Raw genomic sequence first — 20,516 nt, forward strand, 5'->3', positions numbered from 1 at the left:
ACGCGCTATCTCAGAGTCCATCGCCGCGCTTGCGCAGAACAGCGTCGCCGCCATCATAACCAAAGCGCAAAACTTCTTCATGAAAACTACCTCCCATGCTTTTTTCGGGGAAATTCCCCTTTTACTTAATTGATGTCTCCGTTCTTTCAAAACTGTATGCAGCCTTACCGAACGCCGACATAAATTACAAATTCAGCTTCGCTTAGCACACTTTCCTTTATTTTTAGTTAATCTAAAGTAAAACTTTTGTAAAAATACATCGTATCTTTACATGCGGGAATGATATTACACGGCAAATAAAAAATCAACACGAAGCATATTTGCGTTTCGTGTTGATTTTCACTTTTAGCTTTTTATTATGCAGTCGACTTCGGCATATTATGCCGATGAAATTAAGTGATTTTGCTGTTTTACATACTTTTTATGATTTCGTGGCGCGTTCCGCGAGCCGCGAGCATGCTTCGACGACGTGCTTCGCAAGCACCGCGGTCGTCACCTTGCCTATCCCTCCCGGCACCGGCGTGACGGCGAGCGCCGTCTCAGAGGCGGCTTCGTAGTCCACGTCGCCGCACATTTTGCCCTCCTCGTCGAAATTTATGCCGATGTCGACGATTACCTGCCCGGGCGAGAGATATTCGCGGCCGATCATCTTTCCGTGGCCTATCGCGACGACGAGTATCTCGGCCTCGCGGCAGAGCGCGGCGAGGTTTTTGGTCTTAGTGTGGCAGACTGTGACGGTGGCGTTGCGCTCGAGCAGCATCATCGCGACGGGCTTGCCGACGACGAAGCTGCGGCCGACGACGACGGCGCGCTTGCCCGCTATCTCCACGCCGTAATGGTCGAGCATGTCGACGCAGGCCTCGGCGGTGCAGGGCGCGAAGCCGACCTTCTTGCAGGAGTAGAGCCCAGCCATCGAGTACTCCGTGATGCCGTCGACGTCCTTTTCCGGGACGAGCGCGCGGCATACGGCGCGGTCGTCGATGTGCGGCGGCAGCGGACGCAGTATCAGAACGCCGTGGACCGACGAATCCTCGTTAAGTTTACGGACGCAGCCGATAAGCTCCGCCTGCGGCACGTCCTCTCCGTAGTGCATGAGCCGCACCTCGACGCCAGCGGCCTCGCAGCACTTCGCCGCGTTGCGCTCGTAGGCCATGTCGTCGCCGTTGTCGCCTACGCGCACGATCGCAAGCGCGGGAGCGGCGCCGCGTGCGCGCAGCGCCTCCGCGCGGCTTTTGAGATGTTCGTTCAGCTTATCTATGACGGGCTTTCCCTTCATTATCGTCTCGGCCATTTTATTCACGTCTTTCGTAAAATATCGCGCGCCCGCGCGACGGCGGCGGGCGCGGAGCAGAACTATTTTAGCATAAGGCGGCGCCGGCGGGCGGCGGCTCGTGTATCGCCAGCATAGATATATTTACTTGAAAAGAGTATAATTACTGAGGAATCGAACTGGGGAGGATGAAAAATGTCTCACAACCACACTCACGGTTCGCCGTACACAAGGCTGATGGAAAGGCTGAACCGTTTCCCGCAGGGAGCGCCGGAGTCGAAGCTCCTCTACGACATACTCAAGATACTGATGACCGAAAAGGAAGCGGGGCTGATGGCGCAGCTTCCTATAAAGCCCTTCGACGTACACAAGGCGGCGCAGGTCTGGCAGATGCCGCAGCACGAGGCGCAGAAGATGCTCGACGGCCTCGCGAGCAAGGCGCTCATCGTCGACATAGAGCAGAACGGACAGCAGATATACGCCGTGCCGCCGCCGATGGCGGGATTTTTCGAGTTCTCACTGATGCGCGTGCGTCACGACATTGACCAGAAGACGCTGAGCGAGCTCTTCTACCAGTACATAACGGTCGAGGAGGACTTCATGCGCGACCTCGTCTGCGGCGGCGACATCCAGATGGGGCGCATTTTCCCGCAGGAGCCGCAGATACCCGACGAATACATGCTCCAGGTGCTCGACTACGAGCGCGCGACGAACGTCATAGACACCGCCTCGCACATAGGCATCAGCATGTGCTACTGCCGCCACAAGGCTATGCACGAGGGGCACGCCTGCGACGCGCCGATGGACATCTGCATGACCTTCAACACCACCGCCGCGACGCTCATCAAGTACGGCCACGCCCGTCAGGTCGACGCGGCCGAGTGCCGCGACCTTCTCGCGCAGGCCTACGACTATAACCTCGTGCAGTTCGGCGAGAACGTCCGCCGCCGCGTGAACTTCATCTGCAACTGCTGCTCCTGCTGCTGCGAGGCGATGCTCGCGATAAAGCGCTTCGGCGTCGCGCAGACGATATGCTCGAACTTCATATCGAGGATAAACGCGGAAAAGTGCGTCGGCTGCGGCAAGTGCATGAAGATTTGCCCCGTCAACGCGATTGAGATGATTGAGGAGAACGGGCGCAAAAAGGCGCGCGTCGTCCCCGAGCGCTGCATCGGCTGCGGAGTCTGCGTCAAGAACTGCCCGACGCACGCGCTGATGCTCGAGCCGCGCCCGAACAGGATGATAACGCCGCTCGACACGACGCACAAAGTAGTCGCAATGGCGACCGAGCGCGGAAAGCTGCAGGAGCTCATCTTCGACAACAAAGTGCTCTTCAGCCACCGCCTGCTCGCCGGCGTCCTCGGCGCGATACTCAAACTCCCCGGCCTCCAGCGCTCCTTCGCCCAGGCGCAGCTCAAGTCGAGATACCTCGAAAAAATGATAAGCAAGGCGGCGGGGGAATAACCGCGCATATAGACAACACAGAACGCGAAGATACCAAAAGACGGAAGGGCCGCGGCCCCTCCGTCTTTTCTTTTACATCATTTTTTAAAAGCTCTAACCGCTTCGGTTATATGCTTTCAAAATCCGTTCCGTCGTAAGCCTCGACCGCGGGCCAGAAATCTTCGCCGTAGCGTTCGGCAAGCATCTCGCGGACTTTCTTTATGACCTCGCCGGCCTGCTCCGGAATCGCCTGGCCTATGATGTGGCGGTACATCTGATAGACATCCGCGCAGTGATAGGCCATCTCTCGTTTCACGTTCTGTCCCGGCTTCAGGCGTTTGCCGTAGGACTCCATAAAATCTTCGTCCACTTCGGGGCTTCTGAAATAGAAGTCGCACGAGCCGTTGATGTGCATGTTCTGCGTGCATTCGAAGCCGAGCGAAGGGTTGAAGCCGCGGAAGATCGCGCCGTCGATCTCGCGGCAGTAGTCCACGCCGCATTCACTGCAGCCCATGGCGCGGAATTCGCGCGTCCACCAGCAGTCGGTCTGGCGTTCATGCACCGTTCCCCGAGTGGCTTCAAAGAGGCCGTCGTCGGTCAGCCCTTCCTCGCGGCATAGCAGCTCGCCGTAGGCGAAATAGGAGGTCACGTCGAGAGGGTTTCCGTCGCGCAGCGCGCGCAGAGCCATTCTCCTGCCACGGCGCGCGCCGTATGTGCGCGCGGCCGTCATGAAGATTTCCAGGCCGCGCTCTTTGCCGCAGGCCTCCGCCAGAGTTTTATAGAACGCGACTAGGATGCCGCCGTGATGGGTCTCAGTCAACGACATCTTTGGCTTCCGCATCATCCTGCACCTCGAGGTTCGGGAAAGCGAGAATCAGCACCAGCGCGACCGTTACGACGAGGCTGACGGCGAAGAGCGCCGAACTGCCGCCCATCAGATAACGGACGCATATGCCGTAGGCGAGGAAAAAATTCGCCGCGCACAGCAGAAGCGTCAGCAGTCCGCGCATACGAAGCGGCCCGACCTGCGACTCAAGAAAGCTCGATATAGTTTTTGCCATTACGCCCACACTCCTAACTTGGTTAAGACGAAGATTACGAAGGTGAGGTTAAGGACGATGACGCTCACCAGTATTCCGAGGTTGTACAGATAATTCTTGACGACGTGCTTGCCGAGGAACTTACGGTCGTTCGCAAGGAGGAACCACGACGAGCCGCTGACCCACGAGAAGCAGGACTGGAGCCCCGCGACGAGGATGACCGCCCACATCGGCTTGCCTATATAAGCGCCGAGGAATCCTATCTGCGTGCTGATTATTCCGAACTTCCACAGCGCGGAATGCGGGTCGAGCGGTTTTCCGAAGGCGCGGCAGAGCGACTGCGCGGCGATCGTGCTCATGCCTATCATAGTGGAGACGGTGATTGCGAGCACGCCGATGTAGAAGCCTATCTGGATGCTGAGGCTCGGGATTGCGCCGACGAGCGCGTTGGCAAGCTCGTATGTGTCGTCCGGGAAGGTGCCGCCGCTGAATGTGACGGCGAAGGCTATGCCGACGAAGGTCAGGACGAGCGTGACCGGCACAAGCCCGCCTACGACGAGGTCGAAGTGCGCCAGCTTCTCATGCACGGGCGTGAAATGACGCTGCTTCATCGCATAGTGATACTGGCACCAGTCGCCGACCGCGACGACGGAGATAAGCGCCGCGACGCCCGTCGTGATTCCTTCAATGCCGCTCGGGAGCGTCGGGATAAAGAGCCCGTGAATCAGCTCGCCCCAGTCGACGCCGGTGACGAAGATGACCGCGACGAAGACGAGCAGCATCAGGACTACGAGGAATTTGCTGACGTTCTCGACGAAACGCACTGCTTTATCGTTTTTGCCGTACATCCATGAAATCGGGAAAGATAAGATAAAGATGATTATCCAGTTGACAGACCTCGGGCAGTTGATGCCGACGAGCGCAAACATGTTTTCCAGCGCGTCGGTGCCCAACGCGTATTGTCCGAAGGTAAAAACGACATATCCGACATAACACGCTATCAATCCGGTTACAACGGAACCTACAAGCTTATTCTGGTGCTGGTTCTGGGCCGTGATTACGTCCAACCTGCTGTGTACTGCGAATTTGCTGCCGAGGGAGAACATAAACATTCCAAGCAAATATGAATAGAACGGTATCCACAGCATTTCATAGCCGTAGGCCGCTCCCATCGCCGCGACGGAGGCGAAAGAGCCCGCGCCGAGCGTCGTGACCGCCTCCATGAAGGCCGGGCCGGTATATTTGCTGTATCCGGCCCAGCGCTCCAGCAGAGGCGCGTCGTTCAATCGTTTTAAATCCTCAACTTCTCTGAGATATGCTTCCTTCTCGTTCATTTTGTTCACTCCTTAAAAACTACGCTTCACAGATTAAATCGCGAACAACCTTGCCGCAGTACGGTTCGATGGTAATTTCCGCAGCATCCACCCTTTCTTTGCACGCGAGCTTGACAGCGCCGTCTACCTTCACCATGCACTTGCCGCAGGCTGCCTGGCGGCACGCGGCATGAGAAAAGAAGGCGAGCGTGTGATCCTGGTTCTCATATATATTTTCGAGAATGTTCATCACGGAAACGACGGCGCCGTCCTCGACCTCGACGGCGTATGTTTTATATTCCCCACTGCCGGTTTCGCAGCCGCGCAGGATATTAACCTTTATCTTTCTCATCTGCCGCCCTCCTCAGCTCAGCTTCTCGATGACGTCTTCCACGTAGGCGATATAGTCCTTCTTCACCGGCTCGGGATGTATTTCAGTATGCACCGGCGCGGCCCACTCCGTATTCAGGCTCGCATCCGTCACGACGAGATTACGGAGGTAATTCTCGTTGTCCGTGTACATGTAATCCTCCCTCACGTGGACGCCGCGGCTCTCTTTTCTCATAGACGCCGCCTTCAGCGTGGCCGCCGCCGTCAGCAGGCCGTTGCGCAGCTCAAGATATTCAAGCCATTCCTTGTTGTATCTGCGGTCCGGCGTGGCGAAAGAAACAGACTTAAGCTCGTCCCGTAGCGAGAGTGTTTCGCCGAGCCCCTTGTCAAGCGTCTCTCCGCGGCGTATGACGGACAGAGCCTTCGAGGTGATTTTATGAAGCTCTTTTCTTATCTCGACCGGGCTCGCGCCGCCCTTAGAAGCGAAGGGACGCAGCAATTCGTCCTCCATCTCGCCGACGAGGCCCTCTGTGGCCGCGGCGAAGACGCATTCCTTCGCATAAGATGCGGCAGACGTTCCGGCGATGTTTCCTTCTATAAGCATCTCCGTCGTCGCCGCGGAGACGCGGTTCGCGCCGAACATGCCGCCCGTACATTCTCCGGCGGCGAAGAGCCCCGGGAGCTTGGTCCCCATCTCTTCATCGATTCTGATTCCGCCTTCGAAATAATGGGCGAACGGCGCGCAGGTCACGCAGCCGCCGTCGTGGAAGATCTCCATAATGTCGTGATACATGCCCTTAGAGAGGCTCGGCAGGTCGTTGTAAAGCTCTTCCTTAAGCTCACGCGGTTCGAGGTCGAGCTTATAGTAAACGCCGCCGAAGCGGTTGCAGCCGCGCGAGTTTATCTCTTTCTGCAAAGCGTAGGAAAGCAGCATCTTGTTCCATTCCGTGTCGAGCGCGAGTCTCTCAACGTCGGGGGAAAGGTAGCGCTGCGTAAACGGCTTGCCGAATTTATTGACGAACGTGCCGTAGCCGATGGTGTTCATAATATAGGGAAGGATGTTGCCCTTATACATCGTCGGGGAAAGTATGACGGCGGGGCAGTAAGAGATCATCTCCATGTCGATGAGCTCGGCTCCGGCACGCAGCGCCGCGGCCGGCCCCTCGCCGCAGCAGTCCGTCGGACCGCTTGTATTTTGGAAGACGCCGTGGCTGCCGCCGGTGGCGATAATCACTGCCTTCGCGGGAACGTACCTGACGTTTCCGGACAGCAGGTCTACGCACATGCATCCTCTGACGGCTCCGTCCTCGACTACGACGTCGGTGAAAAGCTGGTTTTCCGCCCATTCTATGCCGAGCTCCTTCACGCGCTTGAAGAGCGCGTCCAGGATGGCGGAGCCGAAGACCGATATGCCCCGCTCGCCCTCGGTGCCGAGCACCTCCATGCCCCAGCTCATGAGCTCTCTGATACGGTCGGGCGCGCCGTCGACGAACTTCCTGACAAGCTTCTGGTTGCCGAGATAAAATCCCTCGTGGCACACGTCGGCGAAGAACTTATCCTTCGTGTCGTCCTTGTTCCATTCGCTCAGCCCCATTTCGTAGAGGCTCGCGCCGTCGCAGGCTATATCCGCGCTCAAATTCGCCCCGGCGAGCAAGGTCGACCCGCTGCGATTGATTTTGCCTTTAGCCAGAATGAGCGTCCTTGCGCCGCCCTCCGCCGCGCTGATCGCCGCGCGCAGGCCGCCGCCGCCGCTTCCTACGACGACCACGTCATAGGGAACATACACTTCCGCCATTTTCTTTCCTCCATTTCATAACCGAACATCCGCCGTTAGCGCTTTTTGTTTTGTTTCAAACAAAACAAAAAATACTATCCAAACGGCGCTGCGTCAATAGAGGAAAGGCTTTTTGTATGTAAATTTGTAGAAAAAGAGATATTTTATGAAATGACGGCAGACTTCAGATGCCGTCCGCAAAGGTCTTCCATGTAATCCGCGTAGCGGCAAAGCACGTCGAGCACCAACCGCTGAGACGGTTCCGGCAGCGACTCGAAGTAGCTGTAGAATTCATTGCCGACGACGCTGTGGAATTTGTTGTGCGCGTGAAAGACGTCCATCCCGGACTGCGTGGCGCGGTAGTAGATCTCCTTGCGGTTGCCATCGTCTTTGTAGCACTCGACCAGTCCGCGCTGCATGAATTCGCGCGCCATCTTGGAAATTGTGCCCTTCGGAACGCCGGTGATATGGGCGAGCCTTGTAGTGTTGACTCCGGGATGCAGTATGATTTTCTCTAGCGTGTGCATTTCCCGCGGCAGCAGGCGCGTGCCGGGAACGTACTCGCGATGGATTCTGTTGTCGATGTTCGTATAACTGCATATCCGCAGGATAGCTTCGTCAAATTCCGAGCGACAGTCCGGCATTCAGCCTCACCCCAGTATGATAGGTTAGATTTTTCAACTGCTGATGAAATTCACAGATACAGCGCCGGCGGCGCGGCTGTACGCATTTCCGCGGCCTATGACGCTTTTGTCGACTGCGGGTCTAATTGTAGCATCACGGCGCGGCTCTGTCACACCGTTTTATCACGTAACCGTTATATCTTGTCAAAGTCTGTACACACAAAAAACGCGGCGGGGGCGACATTGCCCCGCCGCGCTGCGTTTTTGTGACTGACGCGATGTCTTTGTTTACGCCGTTACGCTTCCGGACGGATTCTCTTGTAGAATACAGCCGAGCCGTCCTTGGCTTCGAGCATGTAACCGTCTTTGTTCTTCGGGTTGTGGAACTCGTCCATCGTGAGCTTCGTGTGCATGAGCTGGAGGTCCTTCGTCTGCTCGAGGGCGTCGCGGACCTTCTGCGGGTCGGTGCTGTTCGCGCGCGTTATCGCGTCGGCGAGCCAGTAGACGGAGTCGTAGGCCATGACTGCGTTCATGAATTCCTGGCACTCGGTTCCGGTCTGCTTCTTATACTTGTCGAAGAAGTCCTTCAGCGCGGGGTCTTCCTTCGCGACGTGGCTGACCCAGAAGGTGTTCTTCATAGCTTCCGCTCCGGCTATCTCCCAGAAGTAGTCGCCGTAGCCGTCGCCGCCGATGATCGGGACGGTGATGCCGAGCTCGCGGGCCTGCTTGACGGAGAGAGGCGTGCATTTGCCCATCGTCGGAAGGACGACGACGTCGGGATTGGCTTCCTTAATCTTCGTGAGCTGCGCGCGGAAGTCGACGTCTTCGCCGCGGTGGCCTTCGTCGGCTACGACCTTGCCGCCCTGGGCCTCGAAGCTCTTAATGAAGAATTCGCGGAGTCCGTGCGAGTAGTCGCTCGATACGTCGTAGAGGATGCCGGCCGTCTTAGCCTTGAGGTCCTGGGCCGCGAAGGTGGCGAGGATGGCTCCCTGATAGGGGTCGAGGAAGCAGATACGGAAGTTGTAGGGGCGGACCTGTCCCTTTTCGTCTATCGTAACCTGCGGGTTGGTGGGCAGGGTGCCTATGTGGGCGACCTTGCCGCTGTTGAATACCGGCGCGGCCGCTATGCAGAGGCCGGAGCCGCTCGGGCCTATCGCCGCGACTACCTTGTCCTGCTGGACGAGGCGGCGCGCCGCGTTGACCATGTCTTCGTTTCTCGTGCGGCAGTCGTACATGACGACTTCGAGCTGCTTGCCGAGGACGCCGCCCTTGGCGTTGATTTCGGCGACGGCCATCTTGACCGATTCGACTTCGGCGACGCCGTAGGCCGCGAAGTCGCCGGTGACGGTCGCTATTTCACCAATTTTGATTGTGTCGGCGGCAAAAGCGGGGAGTGCGAACAACATTACCAGTAACGCGCTGAAACCAATGAACTTACGCATACATACTACCTCCTCAATATTTTTATGTCGCTTCCTTGTGGTGCTGTCCAGATATTATAGCATAGTTTTTATGCGTTGGTGAAACAGCGCACCAAGTTGGTTGATTTCAGCAATACCGCGCATTTTTCGCGGCTGTCGCGCGCCGCGCGGCGCGGAGGCGGAGCAGAGAAAAGCGGGCAAAAAGCAGCCGCGGGGCCGCGCCTTTGGAAAGCGTCGAAGCCCCGCGGTTCATTTCCATATTTATATGCGCTAGAGATTTTTTACGAAGAGCGCCCTTATCGCGTTGAGCACCGCGAGTATCATGACGCCGACGTCGGCGAATATCGCGAGCCACATGTTGGCGAAGCCGAGCGCGCCGAGCGTGAGGCATATCAGCTTTACGCCGATTGCGAAGATTATGTTCTGCCATACGATGCCGAGGCATTTGCGCGAGATTTTGACGGCCTTCGATATTTTCATCGGGTCGTCGTCCATAAGCACCACGTCCGCCGCCTCTATCGCCGCGTCGGAACCCATCGCGCCCATCGCTATTCCGATGTCGGCGCGGCGCAGCACGGGCGCGTCGTTGATTCCGTCGCCGGTGAAGGCCAGTTTTTCCTTCTCGGATTTCATCTTCAGCAGCTCTTCGACCTTGGCGACTTTGTCCGCGGGAAGCAGTTCCGCGTAAACCTGGTCGATGCCGAGCGACGCGGCGACCTGGTCGGCCACGGCCTTCGCGTCGCCCGTGAGCATCACCGTCTTGTGTACGCCCGCGGCCTTGAGCGCCGTTATCGCCTCTTTTGCGTGCGGCTTGACCACGTCGGAGATGACTATGTGCCCCGCGTACTCGCCGTTCACGGCCATGTGGATTATCGTGCCGACGGAATGGCAGTTGATGTAAGGCACGCCGAGCCGCGTCATGAGCTTCGCGTTGCCAGCGGCGACCGGCACGCCGTCGACCTTCGCGGTCACGCCCTCGCCGCTTATTTCCTTAATTTCGGCGACGCGCGAGTTGTCTACCGGCCTGCCGTATGCGCGGCGCAGGCTCTTGCTTATCGGGTGCGAGGAGTAGCTTTCGACGAGCGCGGCGTACTCTATGAGCTTCGCCTGCGCCATCTCGTTGTGGTGGACGGCGTTGACTTCAAAGACGCCCTTCGTAAGCGTGCCTGTCTTATCGAATACCACTATCTTCGTCTGAGAGAGAGTCTCAAGGTAATTCGAGCCCTTGACGAGCACGCCCTCTCGGCTCGCGCCTCCGATGCCCGCGAAGAAAGAGAGCGGGATGCTGATGACGAGCGCGCAGGGACAGCTGATTACGAGGAAGGTCAGCGCGCGGTATATCCAGTCGCCCCACGCGGCGGGCAGCCCCATGCCGAGTGAACGCACGAGCGGCGGCAGCACGGCGAGCGCGAGAGCCGCGGCACAGACTGCGGGCGTGTAGACGCGCGCGAACTTTGTAATGAAGTCCTCCGACTTCGACTTGCGCGAGCTCGCGTTCTCCACAAGGTCGAGAATCTTCGACACCGTCGATTCTCCGAATTCTTTCGTCGTCCGCACCTTCAGCACGCCGGTCATGTTTATGCAGCCGCTGATAATCTCGTCGCCCCGCTTCACGTCGCGCGGTACGCTTTCGCCTGTCAGCGCGCTCGTGTTGAGGCTCGACGCGCCGTCGACCACCACGCCGTCGATGGGGACTTTCTCTCCGGGCTGCACGACGATGACGCTGCCTATGCCGACCTCGTCCGGGTCTACCTTCTCAAGCGCGCCGTCGCGCTCGACGTTCGCGTAGTCCGGGCGGATGTCCATCAGCTCGCTGATGTTGCGGCGGCTTTTGCCGACGGCATAGCTCTGGAACCACTCGCCCACCTGATAGAAGAGCATGACGGCGACGGCCTCCGTATAGTCGCCGCTCCCAGCGTACAGCGCGAGCGCAATCGCGCCGACAGTCGCGACCGCCATCAGGAAGCTCTCGTCAAACATCTGGCGGTTCTTGATTCCCTTAGCCGCCTTTATCAGAATGTCGCACCCGATGACGAGATACGGCACAAGGTAGAGCGCAAAGCGCGCCCAGCCGCTCGCCGGCGTGAAATGCAGCCCGACCATCAGCGCGAAAGCGACGACGATGCGCGCCAGCATCCTCTTCTGTTTCTTATTCATAGCCCATTCCCCTCTTCGCAGGCCGCGCCGCGCGCAGCCGTTACAGATAAATCTCGCAGTCGTCCTCGACTTTTTTGCAGTTCTTCAGAACTTCCTGCATGACTGCCTTGGGATCCGCCCCATCCTCAAATTCGACGTTCATCTTCAAAGTCATGAAGTTCACCGCCGCGTCCTTCACGCCCGCCGTTTTCTGCGCCGCCTCCTCCATTTTGTTCGCGCAGTTCGCGCAGTCGACCTCGATCTTATACGTCTTCTTCATCAGAAATTCCCCCTTCATTATTTCAATTAAACAATCAAACGATTGCTCAATCATTAAGGCATATAATAGCCACGCTTCCCCAAACTGTCAATAAGCTCGGAGAATTTTCCGCGAGAAGAAATTTCCGCCGCGGCGCACGACGAAGCTGCGGGCGCACTGCGCGCCGCATGGCGGACGTCAAATATATAAAGCTTTGGGAAACGAAGGAAAGCGCGCGCGTTTCACGCGACGCGCGGCACGCGCACAGGCGCGCGCAAAAACAAAAAGAGCCCGCGGCGATAAGCGCGAACTCTTGAATCATTCTGGTGCCGGAGGGGGGGGTCGAACCCCCACGGGTGTTACCCCGGCGGATTTTGAGTCCGCTTAAAAATCTAGAAATATCAATGTTTCGCAAAGTTCTACAATTTCTAAATCCTTGCTATTGCTATATTTATCGAGTACATGTAAAATCATTTGTAGTTATTTGGGGCGTGTCGCTGTGGCAAAAACTTCCCCAATACTTCCCCAACAGAAGGAGCGATCAGCATGGCAAAGGAGCGTAAGAATCTAACACAACGAGATATTGACCGTTGTCAGCCCAAAGAAAAAGAATATGAACTGAGAGATAACAAAGTGCCATATTTGTACTATCGTGTACGTCCTAACAATGCCCGGAAGTGGATCGTTAAATATACAGACCCGGTGACGGGCAAGATGTGGCAAAAACATACTCTTGATGTACCCACCAATCTGTTAGAAGATGCCCGTAAGGCAGCACAGAAATTTTTTCAAGATCTAGCTGAGGGTAGAGATCCGGCTAACGCACGTACCAATCTTATACGCAAATCGCTGACGCTAAACGAAGCCGTAGAATTATATATCCCATTCGCAAGCCGTCTTAGGACAGGCTCGGAGATCATAACAGATATACGGTCTATATGTCGTTGGAATGATATCGGGACACGCCCAATCAACAGCATAACTCGAGCAGATCTAACAGCCTATATCAATCATTTAGTCGAGTTAGACCGTACCTATAGAACGATCAACAAAAAGATGACGTTGCTGTACGCCATGATGAATAAGCTATACCGCGAAGAAATAATCTCTCGGTCTGATGTATCGTTACCGACTAAGCCAGATAAATTACCAGAAATTAACAGCGACAAGAGCCGGGGCTATTTTGAGCCAGAAGAAAGAAAAAAACTAATAGAGACAGCCAAGACAATGCAACCAGCATGGCTTTATCCTGCTATCATAATCACTCTAAATACTGGATTGCGCCCCGGAACTTTGTTTCGGTTAAAATGGAGCGACATAGACATGCGCAATCGGAATATCAGATTAAGAGCAGAGATAATGAAAACAAAAGACGAGTGGATCGTCCCCTACAACAATAACGTTGCACAAATGTTAGAGTTGTTACAAAAAACACAATCATCTGCGAATGCGGATAGTTATATCCTCACTCAATCTCATGGTAATCCAATATCCACTATATCGGGTAGCGAAGGCTGGATCGACGCATTCAAGCAATTATGCACAAAGACGGGCATAGAAAATAGAACTTGGTATCATATGCGTCATGATTTTGCTAGTCAGCTCGTAATGGCTGGCGTTGACCTATACACGGTCAAAGATCTAATGTGCCACAAAAATATCACGACAACACAGATTTACGCCCATCTAGCGCCGGATCTCAAACGTCAAGCAGTATCTATGCTAGATACGTTATAATATGAAAACAGAATACAGTTCAAAATAGAAGTATCCACGGCTACCCCAGAGGTTGCTATCAAGGCGCAAGCCTTAATTATGCCGGAATTGGAGCGCCGGGAAAATCCTGCTTGTCGGGATTATCTCGGCGGCGATAGCGCACTCCAATCTCCGGCTTTGTTTTCTCCTATATTTTCCAATAGATTAAGAGCTAGAGAAAAAATAAATATGTTTTGATTTTGGTTTTTATGTTTTTGATTTTCGGAGCGAACAGTGTGTGAGTGAGCGCAGAAAATCGATGAGCCGCAGGCTCATGGCAGATGCAGACGGGTTTGTCGTCTGCAATCTGCAAGCTGGTCCCGGGCGCAGCAACCGGGCCCCGTGAAATTACTGCGAAGCGGTAATTTTGTACGGGGTATTATTATACTTACTATTTAGAAGCAATGAACATCTTTGGGAAACAAAAGCTATTTATTTGTTTGATTATAGCATGGAGGAGTGATAAATGAGAGCGACATCTCATAATGCACGAACTGGAAAAGACGGAACGTTCTCGGCTAAGCATAATGATCGGAATTTTGATTTGAATAATGCCGAACATATCAATAAAGAGAAAACCAGTCAGAACATCACAGGAGAATGGACGCGCACGGGGATCTCTTTTGAAGAATCGGAGAAAAAATTTTACGAAGAACACTTTCGGAAGTTCTTAGATTTTCAAAATGCGAAGTATCAAAAGAACCGAAATAAAAGAGATCAAAAAACAATGGACGAGTATCGTCGTAGCCCAAGAACTTGCCCGGAAGAAACGATTTATCAAATTGGGAAAAAGGACGACACAATCTCGCCTCAGTTATTGAGCAACATAGTTGCGAAACAAATTGCATGGGAAGCTAAAAATTTCCCGAATGTCAAAATTTTAAATTATGCACTCCATACAGACGAGCAAGGCGCGCCACATGTCCATGTGCGCAAGGTTTGGCTTGCGCATGACAAAGCTGGTAATTTGCGCGTGAATCAAAACGGCGCTCTTGAAGAAATGGGGATCGAACGTCCTGATCTTAGCAAGCCTCAGAATCGTTACAACAACGCCAAGATGATATACACCCGTGATTGTCGCCAACACTTGATAGCTGTCTGTAGATCCTACGGAGTAGAAATTGAAACAGTCCCACTTGAAAAGTCTAAAACAGGATTATCCATTGACGAATACAAAGCTCGTCAAGAGCAGGAGAAGTTAGAACGAGCTAAGGCAGAAGCAGAAAAGATAAAAGAGGATCTAAAGCAACAGACCGATGAACTAATAAAGAGAGAATCAGATCTCGCCAAGAAAGAAGCTAATGTTAACAAGCTGGCAATTATTACGCTAGATGAACACAAAAAACTAAAATCGATGATTGCTGAAATAAAGGACTGGCAAGCAACTATAAAACAGCAATTCCACGATATTGTAGCAAAGATCTTTCGGAAAACAGGCACAGACCGAGAAAACAGCATGGAGAATTATATGAAATGGCAGCTTGACGACGCTGGTGAAAGTCTATGGCTACATTATCAAGATTATCTCCGTGACGTTGCGCATACAGCCGAGCGAGAAATAAATAATTTAGACTGGCGCGACTACGGTCGCTAAATAGAAAGCAAATAAATTTTCAACTATAATGATAATACTCCTTTAATTATTTAAGGTTGGTTGTGAGCGGAGACGGAAGGCAGACCCGTCTCCGCTCTATTTTTTTGTCCAGCCAGACAGACACAGGATTAACGATTAACACTCTGTGAAAAAAAAACAAAAACACATATAATATGTGTCTGTGTCTATTTTACCAGTACCACTAAAAAATACAGTCATATCAAGGATTCGGCGGCTAAAGGGCTTGTGTTAGCCGCCGAATCCTAATGTGTCTGACTTTGACTTAGAAGGAGACCCCCCTATAGCGATTTTTTTCACAAGTATAATTTGGGACACATATAAATTTCCAAATATATTGTAATTAAGAAATTAATGTGTCTGGGAGGCTCTTACAATGCCGAGAAGTAGAGTATTTGGAGTTATGCAGTATGCCGTTAATCCAGAAACTGGCGAAAAATTGTTGACCGAAGACAAAATAAGGCATGTGCTTGGTACATATAAGAGCATAAAGCGGTGGGCGTGGATAGCGCACGACCATGACATTGATGATACGGGCAAAATCAAACCTCTGCATTATCACATAGCTATAGATCTAGGGAGTACTACCAAAGATACATCTGATATAGCTCGCTGGTTTGGCGTACCGGAGAATTTTGTGCAGGCGCCGAAAGACGAGCACGGGAGAATCGGCAAAGGCCGCTATTTGTTGAAACATTTGCTTGAATACCTGCCGCATGATAAATTCCCGCAGCGTGGCAAATACGATGATAGCGACGTCCACGCAAATTTTGATTGGCGCGGCTATATTGCGGCGCATAGTACAAAGAAAGAAAAGGAGATTGTAGCGGCGTGGATAAGCAGTATCATGAGTGGACAAGCTACTCTCAAAGACTGCCGGGAAGATGATAGCGTGTTATACGTTACACATTTGCGCAAGTTTCGCGACGCACAGTCTGAATATATTGCTTCTCTGCCTATGCCGACAATGAGGATGAATTTTCTTGTCACCGGTGAAAGCGCAATGGGCAAAACTACACTTGCTATGGCTTTAGCACGATCGCTTTGTCCAGAATGCAAGAGCGATGACGCTTGTTATCATTTTGTCGGATCGAAAGATGTCCCATTTGACGATTATGCGGGACAACCTGTAATAATTTGGGATGACGCACGGCCTCTTAGCTTGATGGATATGCTGGGCGGTCGCGATAACCTATTTCGAGTTTTCGACCCGTACCCCACGCGCTCCATGCAAAACATCAAGTATGGTAAGGTCAGTATTATTAACAAGTATAATATCTTTACAACCGTTTTGTCCTACTCTGAATTTCTTGACGGCTTAGCGGGGCAATACAAAACCAAGAGCGGCGAATTAATTAAGAGCGAAAGCCGTGTGCAGTCATATCGCCGCTTCCCGATATTGTTTCAGATTCGGTTAGAGGATTTCTCAATGCTCGTTAATAAAGGCTGGCACGAGGGCAATACGGACTTTTTGCACTTTGCGGAGGTTATGCGGTTTGTCAGTGGTGTGTGGCGTTTGCGGTCGCGCTATAAAGCACAGCAGATTCCGGCGGAGATTTACGAACCTAGAGCCAGAGAAAAAGAAGCGGCGACATTGCTCCCTGTAATAGACGAAGTCAAGAAGCTAATGCCGCCAGAGGTTGACGAAGACCGTGACTATACAAAGGATATGGAAGCGATTGAAACGGAAGTGATTGGCGATGCAAGCTGGACATATCCAGCTCCAGACGATAGCGAGAAAAAAGAACCTGTAAAGATAACATACGACATCAAGCGGTTGGAGGCTATGCGGACGGACGATCTATTTTTTCATCATCTTTTAAGGTAATATAAGAGGATAGGCGAAAAACTAAAGGCGGGGACAAACCCCGCCTTTTAATGTGATTTAGCGGTTAGAGGCTTGTATCGATTTCCCAACCTTCTTCCTGTTCCGCTTCCGCATCTATCCACGTGAATACTCTATTGGTATCTTCTCCATCGCGGACTAGCCGGATAATCCTTATTCCAACTTCATCATCACTTACCGGCAAGATCTCCGCCCAAGCCTGTCTTTTATCACCGTTTGGGAGCGTAACCGGCACAACATCATAATAGGAAATGCAAAATTTTCGCGTATCAAACTTTTGTTTCTGTATGTTCCGTTTCTTTACTTTCTTGTTCATCTAGTATATTCTCCGCTATTACTGCTTCGATTTTAGTTTTCTATTCATTGACTGTCCGCCGGTCTGCTTGAAGAACTGCGCCGGAATCGTATAGCTTGGATAGTCCTCTAACCATTTATCCAGAACTACAGGTCGGTAACGTATGCCTTTTTCTGAATTTCCGATATTAACAAAAGCTGGCGCAGGATACTTGTCGAGTCCGAAATATCCTTTGTTTCTACACTTTCGGAAATATGTATATTCTATTCCTAGATAGTTAGCCGCTTCTTCTGTGGTCAGTAGTTGTTTGTTATTTTTCTTTTCTTCTGTCGCCATCTCGGCAACACCTCCATGTAAAAGTCTTAGTAATTAGTAATCTGAATATATAGGGAAATTTATTCCCTTTCTTGTTTTGATATAATCTTTTCAGGTTATTTGTGACTAAACAAGAGGTTTCAAAAAAATTTTTTTGAGCAAGATTGACGTCTAAAACTTCCCCAATACTTCCCCAAATTACGAGCAAAATAAAAACGGTCTAGAGCGAAATGCTCTAAACCGTTGGTATTACTGGTGCCGGAGAGGGGACTCGAACCCCTACGCCCTTGCGAGCGGCGGATTTTGAGTCCGCTGCGTCTGCCATTCCGCCACTCCGGCGCGGAACACCAGAATATTTTATAACATGACGGGACTGGCCGCAATAGCGGAAGCGGCGGCGAAGTTTGAGAGGCGGCGGCAAGTATGCTAAAATTGCCGAAGGGAAGTTTGTAATCATAATAAAAAAGAATCGCGGGGTGTTGATATGAACTGTTACCAGATAATGGCGGTAAGAATTTTGGACCGCGGCAAGTGCGCCGTCGAAGTGCAGCGCATTCTGACCGAATACGGATGCTCGATACTCACGAGGCTCGGCCTCCACGACCAGTCCGTGCCCGGGACCTGCTCGCCCTCTGGGCTGCTCGTCCTCCAGCTCTGCTGCGACGCGGAGACCTCGAAGGAGCTCGAGAAAAAGCTCAACGCGCTCGACGGAGTGAAAGCGAAGCTCGTGGACCTTTCGGACTAGCCCGAAACGGACGAAGCGCCCCGCACGGGGCGCTTCTTTTTTATGCCCGCCGGAAATTTCCGCGCGGCGCATATTCCGCTCTGCCGCGGCTTTAAGGCCGCCGCTCTATTATCTCTTCGTCGTCCGCGTTCCACGGCGGCGCGACGATGCACAGAAATTCCAGCCTTTCGCCGCCTTCGTTGACGACGTACTGCTCCGCGCCGCGCGGGACGGCCGCGCATACGCCCGCGCGCAGCGGCACGGCCTCGCCTCCGGCGTGCAGCGTTCCGACGCCGGAGAGCACGACGTATGTCTCCGCGGAATTTTTCAGGACGTGCGCCGCGGTCCGCCCGTGCGGCTCGACGTAGCCGTGCGCGATGGAATATCCGCCGAAGGGCAGAGCCTCGCGCGCCGGGTGCATCGTCTCCGCAAGCATACAGCCGTCGCTCGCGGCGAAATGTTCATCATCATAGATATGTTTGACGACGATTCCGCCGTTCATTCCCTCGCCTCCCCGCGCGCGTCGCGCCCTTATACATTATAAAGTTTTCCGCGCGCCGCGTCCCGTTCCTCAAGCAAGCGAAAAATCCCGTCTTCCGCGCATCGGGCGCGCTTATGTGGTAGACTGGAAACGTCACAGCACGGAGGCGGGCTGCGGCCCGCGGTGAAAAATTATTCCCGCCGCATAAAAGGAGGGCGACGCGACATGAAAGAGCATTTGAGCATGAAGGAGACGCTTTATATATCTGTGATGCTGTTCGGTCTGTTCTTCGGAGCGGGGAACCTCATCTTCCCCGTCTACCTCGGGCACATGGCGGGCGGTAATGTATGGAGGGCGGCGGCGGGCTTTCTGATTACGGGCGTCGGGCTGCCGCTGCTCGGCGTCGCGGCGCTCGGGGTCAGCCGCAGCGGCGGCCTGCTAGAGCTCAGCAGCCGCGTCGGAGAAAAATACGGCTATTTCTTCACCTGTGCGCTCTATATGACGATAGGGCCGCTCTTCGCGATTCCGCGCTGCGCCACGGTCTCTTTCACCGTCGGAGCCGCGCCGCTGCTCGGCGCGGACGGCGGCGCGCTGCCGCTCGCTGCCTTCTCGCTCTGCTTCTTCGCCGCCGTGCTCGCCTTTTCGCTCAACCCCGGCAAGATACTCACGTGGGTCGGCAAGGTGCTCACGCCTGTCTTTCTCATCTTCCTCGGCGTGATGATGGCCGCGGCGCTCGCCTCGCCCTCGTGTGAGATCGGCTCCGTCGCGCCGCAGCAGGCCTACGCCTCCGGCGCTTTCGCGAAGGGCTTCATCGAGGGCTACAACACCATGGACGCGCTCGCGAGCCTCGCCTTCGGCATCGTCGTCATAAACGTCATACGCGGCCTCGGCGTGGAAAGCCCGCGCGCAATCGCCGCGAACACCGTGAAGGCGGGCGTCCTCAGCTGCCTCATCATGGCGGCCATATACCTCGCGATATCGATAGTCGGCGCGCAGAGCAGCGGGCTGTACGAGTCCTGCTCGAACGGCGGGGAGATTCTCGCGATAGTCGCGCGCAGCTATTTCGGAGAGACGGGCGCGCTAATCCTCGCGGGGACCGTAACGTTCGCCTGCCTAAAAACCGCCGTCGGCCTCGTGACAAGCTGCTCCGAGTCCTTCTCCGCCATGTTCACGCACGGCCGCGCCTACCGTCGCTGGAGCGTATTCTTCACGCTGTTGTCGTTCCTCATAGCGAACCTCGGCCTGGACGCGATAATAGCCTACGCCGTCCCCGTGCTCATGTTCCTCTATCCGCTCGCGATAACGCTGATACTCCTCGGCCTGTTCGGAAACTTCTTCGCCCACGACAGGACCGTCTACGGCAGCGTAACGGCCTTCACGCTCGCGGCGGCTATCTTCGACCTGATAAAAGCCCTGCCGCAGGAGGCAGTCTCCGCGCTCTCGCTCGGCGGAGCCGTGGAAGCCGCGGGCAGCGTCCTCCCCCTCTACGACGCCGGCATGGGATGGATATGTCCCGCGCTGGCAGGATTAGCCGTCGGGCTCGCGATACGCAGGACACTCCGCGCCGGCGAGAGCCGCGCGTAAAATACAGAGACAAGCCTAAAGCCCGCGCCGCACATACGAGGCGCGGGCTTCTTCAAAAATATGGGATTTTGAGTATATATTGAGCGTGGTTGACTGCAATTAAAGAAAATAAAAAACAGGACTCCGCATTTCGCGAAGCCCTGCTATAATCTCAAAAAATGGTGGGCGATAGAAGAATTGAACTTCTGACCTCTTCCGTGTCAAGGAAGCGTTCTACCTCTGAACTAACCGCCCGCCCAACGAGTAGATATTCTACAGACGGTTGCCGTTTCTGTCAACACTTCTTTTGAGATTT

19 protein-coding genes and 2 tRNA genes are annotated in these 20,516 nt (G+C 54.0%); 6 read left to right on the forward strand and 15 right to left on the reverse strand.

The features are described 5' to 3' along the window. Positions 1-421 precede the first annotated feature (421 nt). Entirely contained in the window at positions 422-1,291 is an 870-nt protein-coding gene (locus ABGT66_RS00005) for a bifunctional 5,10-methylenetetrahydrofolate dehydrogenase/5,10-methenyltetrahydrofolate cyclohydrolase (protein ID WP_346688043.1), read from the reverse strand. A gap of 174 nt (positions 1,292-1,465) precedes the next feature. On the opposite strand from ABGT66_RS00005, the gene ABGT66_RS00010 reads away from it, so the two are divergent. After that, positions 1,466-2,734, forward strand: coding sequence for a 4Fe-4S binding protein (locus ABGT66_RS00010; protein WP_346688044.1), 1,269 nt, complete (start codon positions 1,466-1,468; stop codon positions 2,732-2,734). 106 nt (positions 2,735-2,840) lie between these two features. Here the strand turns inward: ABGT66_RS00010 and ABGT66_RS00015 are convergent, their stop codons facing one another. The 9 genes from ABGT66_RS00015 to ABGT66_RS00055 form a co-directional block, all read right to left on the reverse strand. Further along, positions 2,841-3,533 (reverse strand): L-2-amino-thiazoline-4-carboxylic acid hydrolase, encoded by a 693-nt coding sequence (locus ABGT66_RS00015; RefSeq protein ID WP_346688045.1) that lies wholly within the window; start codon positions 3,531-3,533, stop codon positions 2,841-2,843. Beyond that, positions 3,526-3,774 carry a hypothetical protein gene (locus ABGT66_RS00020; RefSeq protein ID WP_300264572.1) on the reverse strand — a complete coding sequence of 83 codons (249 nt, stop codon included), beginning with the start codon at positions 3,772-3,774 and terminating at the stop codon, positions 3,526-3,528. The genes ABGT66_RS00015 and ABGT66_RS00020 overlap by 8 nt, the downstream gene beginning before the upstream one ends. After that, positions 3,774-5,087 (reverse strand): divalent metal cation transporter, encoded by a 1,314-nt coding sequence (locus tag ABGT66_RS00025; RefSeq protein ID WP_346688046.1) that lies wholly within the window; start codon positions 5,085-5,087, stop codon positions 3,774-3,776. The genes ABGT66_RS00020 and ABGT66_RS00025 overlap by 1 nt, the downstream gene beginning before the upstream one ends. 19 nt (positions 5,088-5,106) lie before the next feature. After that, complete coding sequence (locus ABGT66_RS00030; protein ID WP_346688047.1) at positions 5,107-5,418, reverse strand: 2Fe-2S iron-sulfur cluster-binding protein; 312 nt, start codon at positions 5,416-5,418, stop codon at positions 5,107-5,109. Positions 5,419-5,430: 12 nt separating this feature from the next. Beyond that, positions 5,431-7,191 (reverse strand): FAD-binding protein, encoded by a 1,761-nt coding sequence (locus ABGT66_RS00035; RefSeq protein WP_346688048.1) that lies wholly within the window; start codon positions 7,189-7,191, stop codon positions 5,431-5,433. A gap of 143 nt (positions 7,192-7,334) precedes the next feature. After that, the gene (locus ABGT66_RS00040; RefSeq protein ID WP_346688049.1) at positions 7,335-7,814 is read right to left on the reverse strand and encodes a MarR family winged helix-turn-helix transcriptional regulator; all 480 of its coding nucleotides are present in this window, start codon (positions 7,812-7,814) and stop codon (positions 7,335-7,337) included. Positions 7,815-8,089: 275 nt separating this feature from the next. Further along, positions 8,090-9,235, reverse strand: a complete 1,146-nt coding sequence (locus ABGT66_RS00045; RefSeq protein WP_346688050.1) for an ABC transporter substrate-binding protein — start codon at positions 9,233-9,235, stop codon at positions 8,090-8,092. Positions 9,236-9,484: 249 nt separating this feature from the next. Next, positions 9,485-11,371, reverse strand: a complete 1,887-nt coding sequence (locus ABGT66_RS00050) for a heavy metal translocating P-type ATPase (RefSeq protein ID WP_346688051.1) — start codon at positions 11,369-11,371, stop codon at positions 9,485-9,487. Positions 11,372-11,411: 40 nt separating this feature from the next. Further along, positions 11,412-11,630, reverse strand: a complete 219-nt coding sequence (locus ABGT66_RS00055; RefSeq protein WP_346688052.1) for a cation transporter — start codon at positions 11,628-11,630, stop codon at positions 11,412-11,414. A 525-nt stretch (positions 11,631-12,155) separates the two neighbouring features. On the opposite strand from ABGT66_RS00055, the gene ABGT66_RS00060 reads away from it, so the two are divergent. The 3 genes from ABGT66_RS00060 (at position 12,156) to ABGT66_RS00070 (ending at position 16,804) form a co-directional block, all read left to right on the forward strand. Next, a complete protein-coding gene (locus tag ABGT66_RS00060) occupies positions 12,156-13,346 on the forward strand; it encodes a tyrosine-type recombinase/integrase (protein ID WP_346688053.1) in 1,191 nt (396 codons plus the stop codon). 484 nt (positions 13,347-13,830) lie between these two features. Then, entirely contained in the window at positions 13,831-14,958 is a 1,128-nt protein-coding gene (locus tag ABGT66_RS00065) for a hypothetical protein (RefSeq protein WP_346688054.1), read from the forward strand. 394 nt (positions 14,959-15,352) lie between these two features. Then, the gene (locus ABGT66_RS00070) at positions 15,353-16,804 is read left to right on the forward strand and encodes a Rep family protein (protein ID WP_346688055.1); all 1,452 of its coding nucleotides are present in this window, start codon (positions 15,353-15,355) and stop codon (positions 16,802-16,804) included. A gap of 64 nt (positions 16,805-16,868) precedes the next feature. Here ABGT66_RS00070 and ABGT66_RS00075 read toward each other — a convergent pair whose 3' ends face one another. The 3 genes from ABGT66_RS00075 to ABGT66_RS00085 all read right to left on the reverse strand — a co-directional run bounded on the left by ABGT66_RS00075 (position 16,869) and on the right by ABGT66_RS00085 (position 17,771). Beyond that, on the reverse strand, positions 16,869-17,138 hold the full coding sequence (locus tag ABGT66_RS00075; protein ID WP_346688056.1) for a hypothetical protein: 270 nt from the start codon (positions 17,136-17,138) through the stop codon (positions 16,869-16,871). Between the two features lie 18 nt (positions 17,139-17,156). Beyond that, a complete protein-coding gene (locus ABGT66_RS00080) occupies positions 17,157-17,453 on the reverse strand; it encodes a helix-turn-helix domain-containing protein (protein WP_346688057.1) in 297 nt (98 codons plus the stop codon). A 232-nt stretch (positions 17,454-17,685) separates the two neighbouring features. After that, positions 17,686-17,771, reverse strand: a tRNA-Leu gene (locus ABGT66_RS00085). 145 nt (positions 17,772-17,916) lie between these two features. Between ABGT66_RS00085 and ABGT66_RS00090 the strand changes: the two genes are divergently transcribed. Next, positions 17,917-18,177, forward strand: a complete 261-nt coding sequence (locus tag ABGT66_RS00090; RefSeq protein WP_346688058.1) for a hypothetical protein — start codon at positions 17,917-17,919, stop codon at positions 18,175-18,177. A gap of 91 nt (positions 18,178-18,268) precedes the next feature. Here the strand turns inward: ABGT66_RS00090 and ABGT66_RS00095 are convergent, their stop codons facing one another. Beyond that, positions 18,269-18,658 (reverse strand): cupin domain-containing protein, encoded by a 390-nt coding sequence (locus ABGT66_RS00095; RefSeq protein WP_294193512.1) that lies wholly within the window; start codon positions 18,656-18,658, stop codon positions 18,269-18,271. Between the two features lie 204 nt (positions 18,659-18,862). On the opposite strand from ABGT66_RS00095, the gene brnQ reads away from it, so the two are divergent. Beyond that, complete coding sequence (brnQ, locus tag ABGT66_RS00100) at positions 18,863-20,221, forward strand: branched-chain amino acid transport system II carrier protein (protein WP_346688059.1); 1,359 nt, start codon at positions 18,863-18,865, stop codon at positions 20,219-20,221. A gap of 159 nt (positions 20,222-20,380) precedes the next feature. Here brnQ and ABGT66_RS00105 read toward each other — a convergent pair. Continuing rightward, a tRNA-Val gene (locus tag ABGT66_RS00105) sits at positions 20,381-20,455 on the reverse strand. Between the last annotated feature and the right edge of the window lie 61 nt (positions 20,456-20,516).

The organism is uncultured Cloacibacillus sp. (assembly GCF_963926575.1).
Taxonomy (GTDB): domain Bacteria; phylum Synergistota; class Synergistia; order Synergistales; family Synergistaceae; genus Caccocola; species Caccocola faecigallinarum.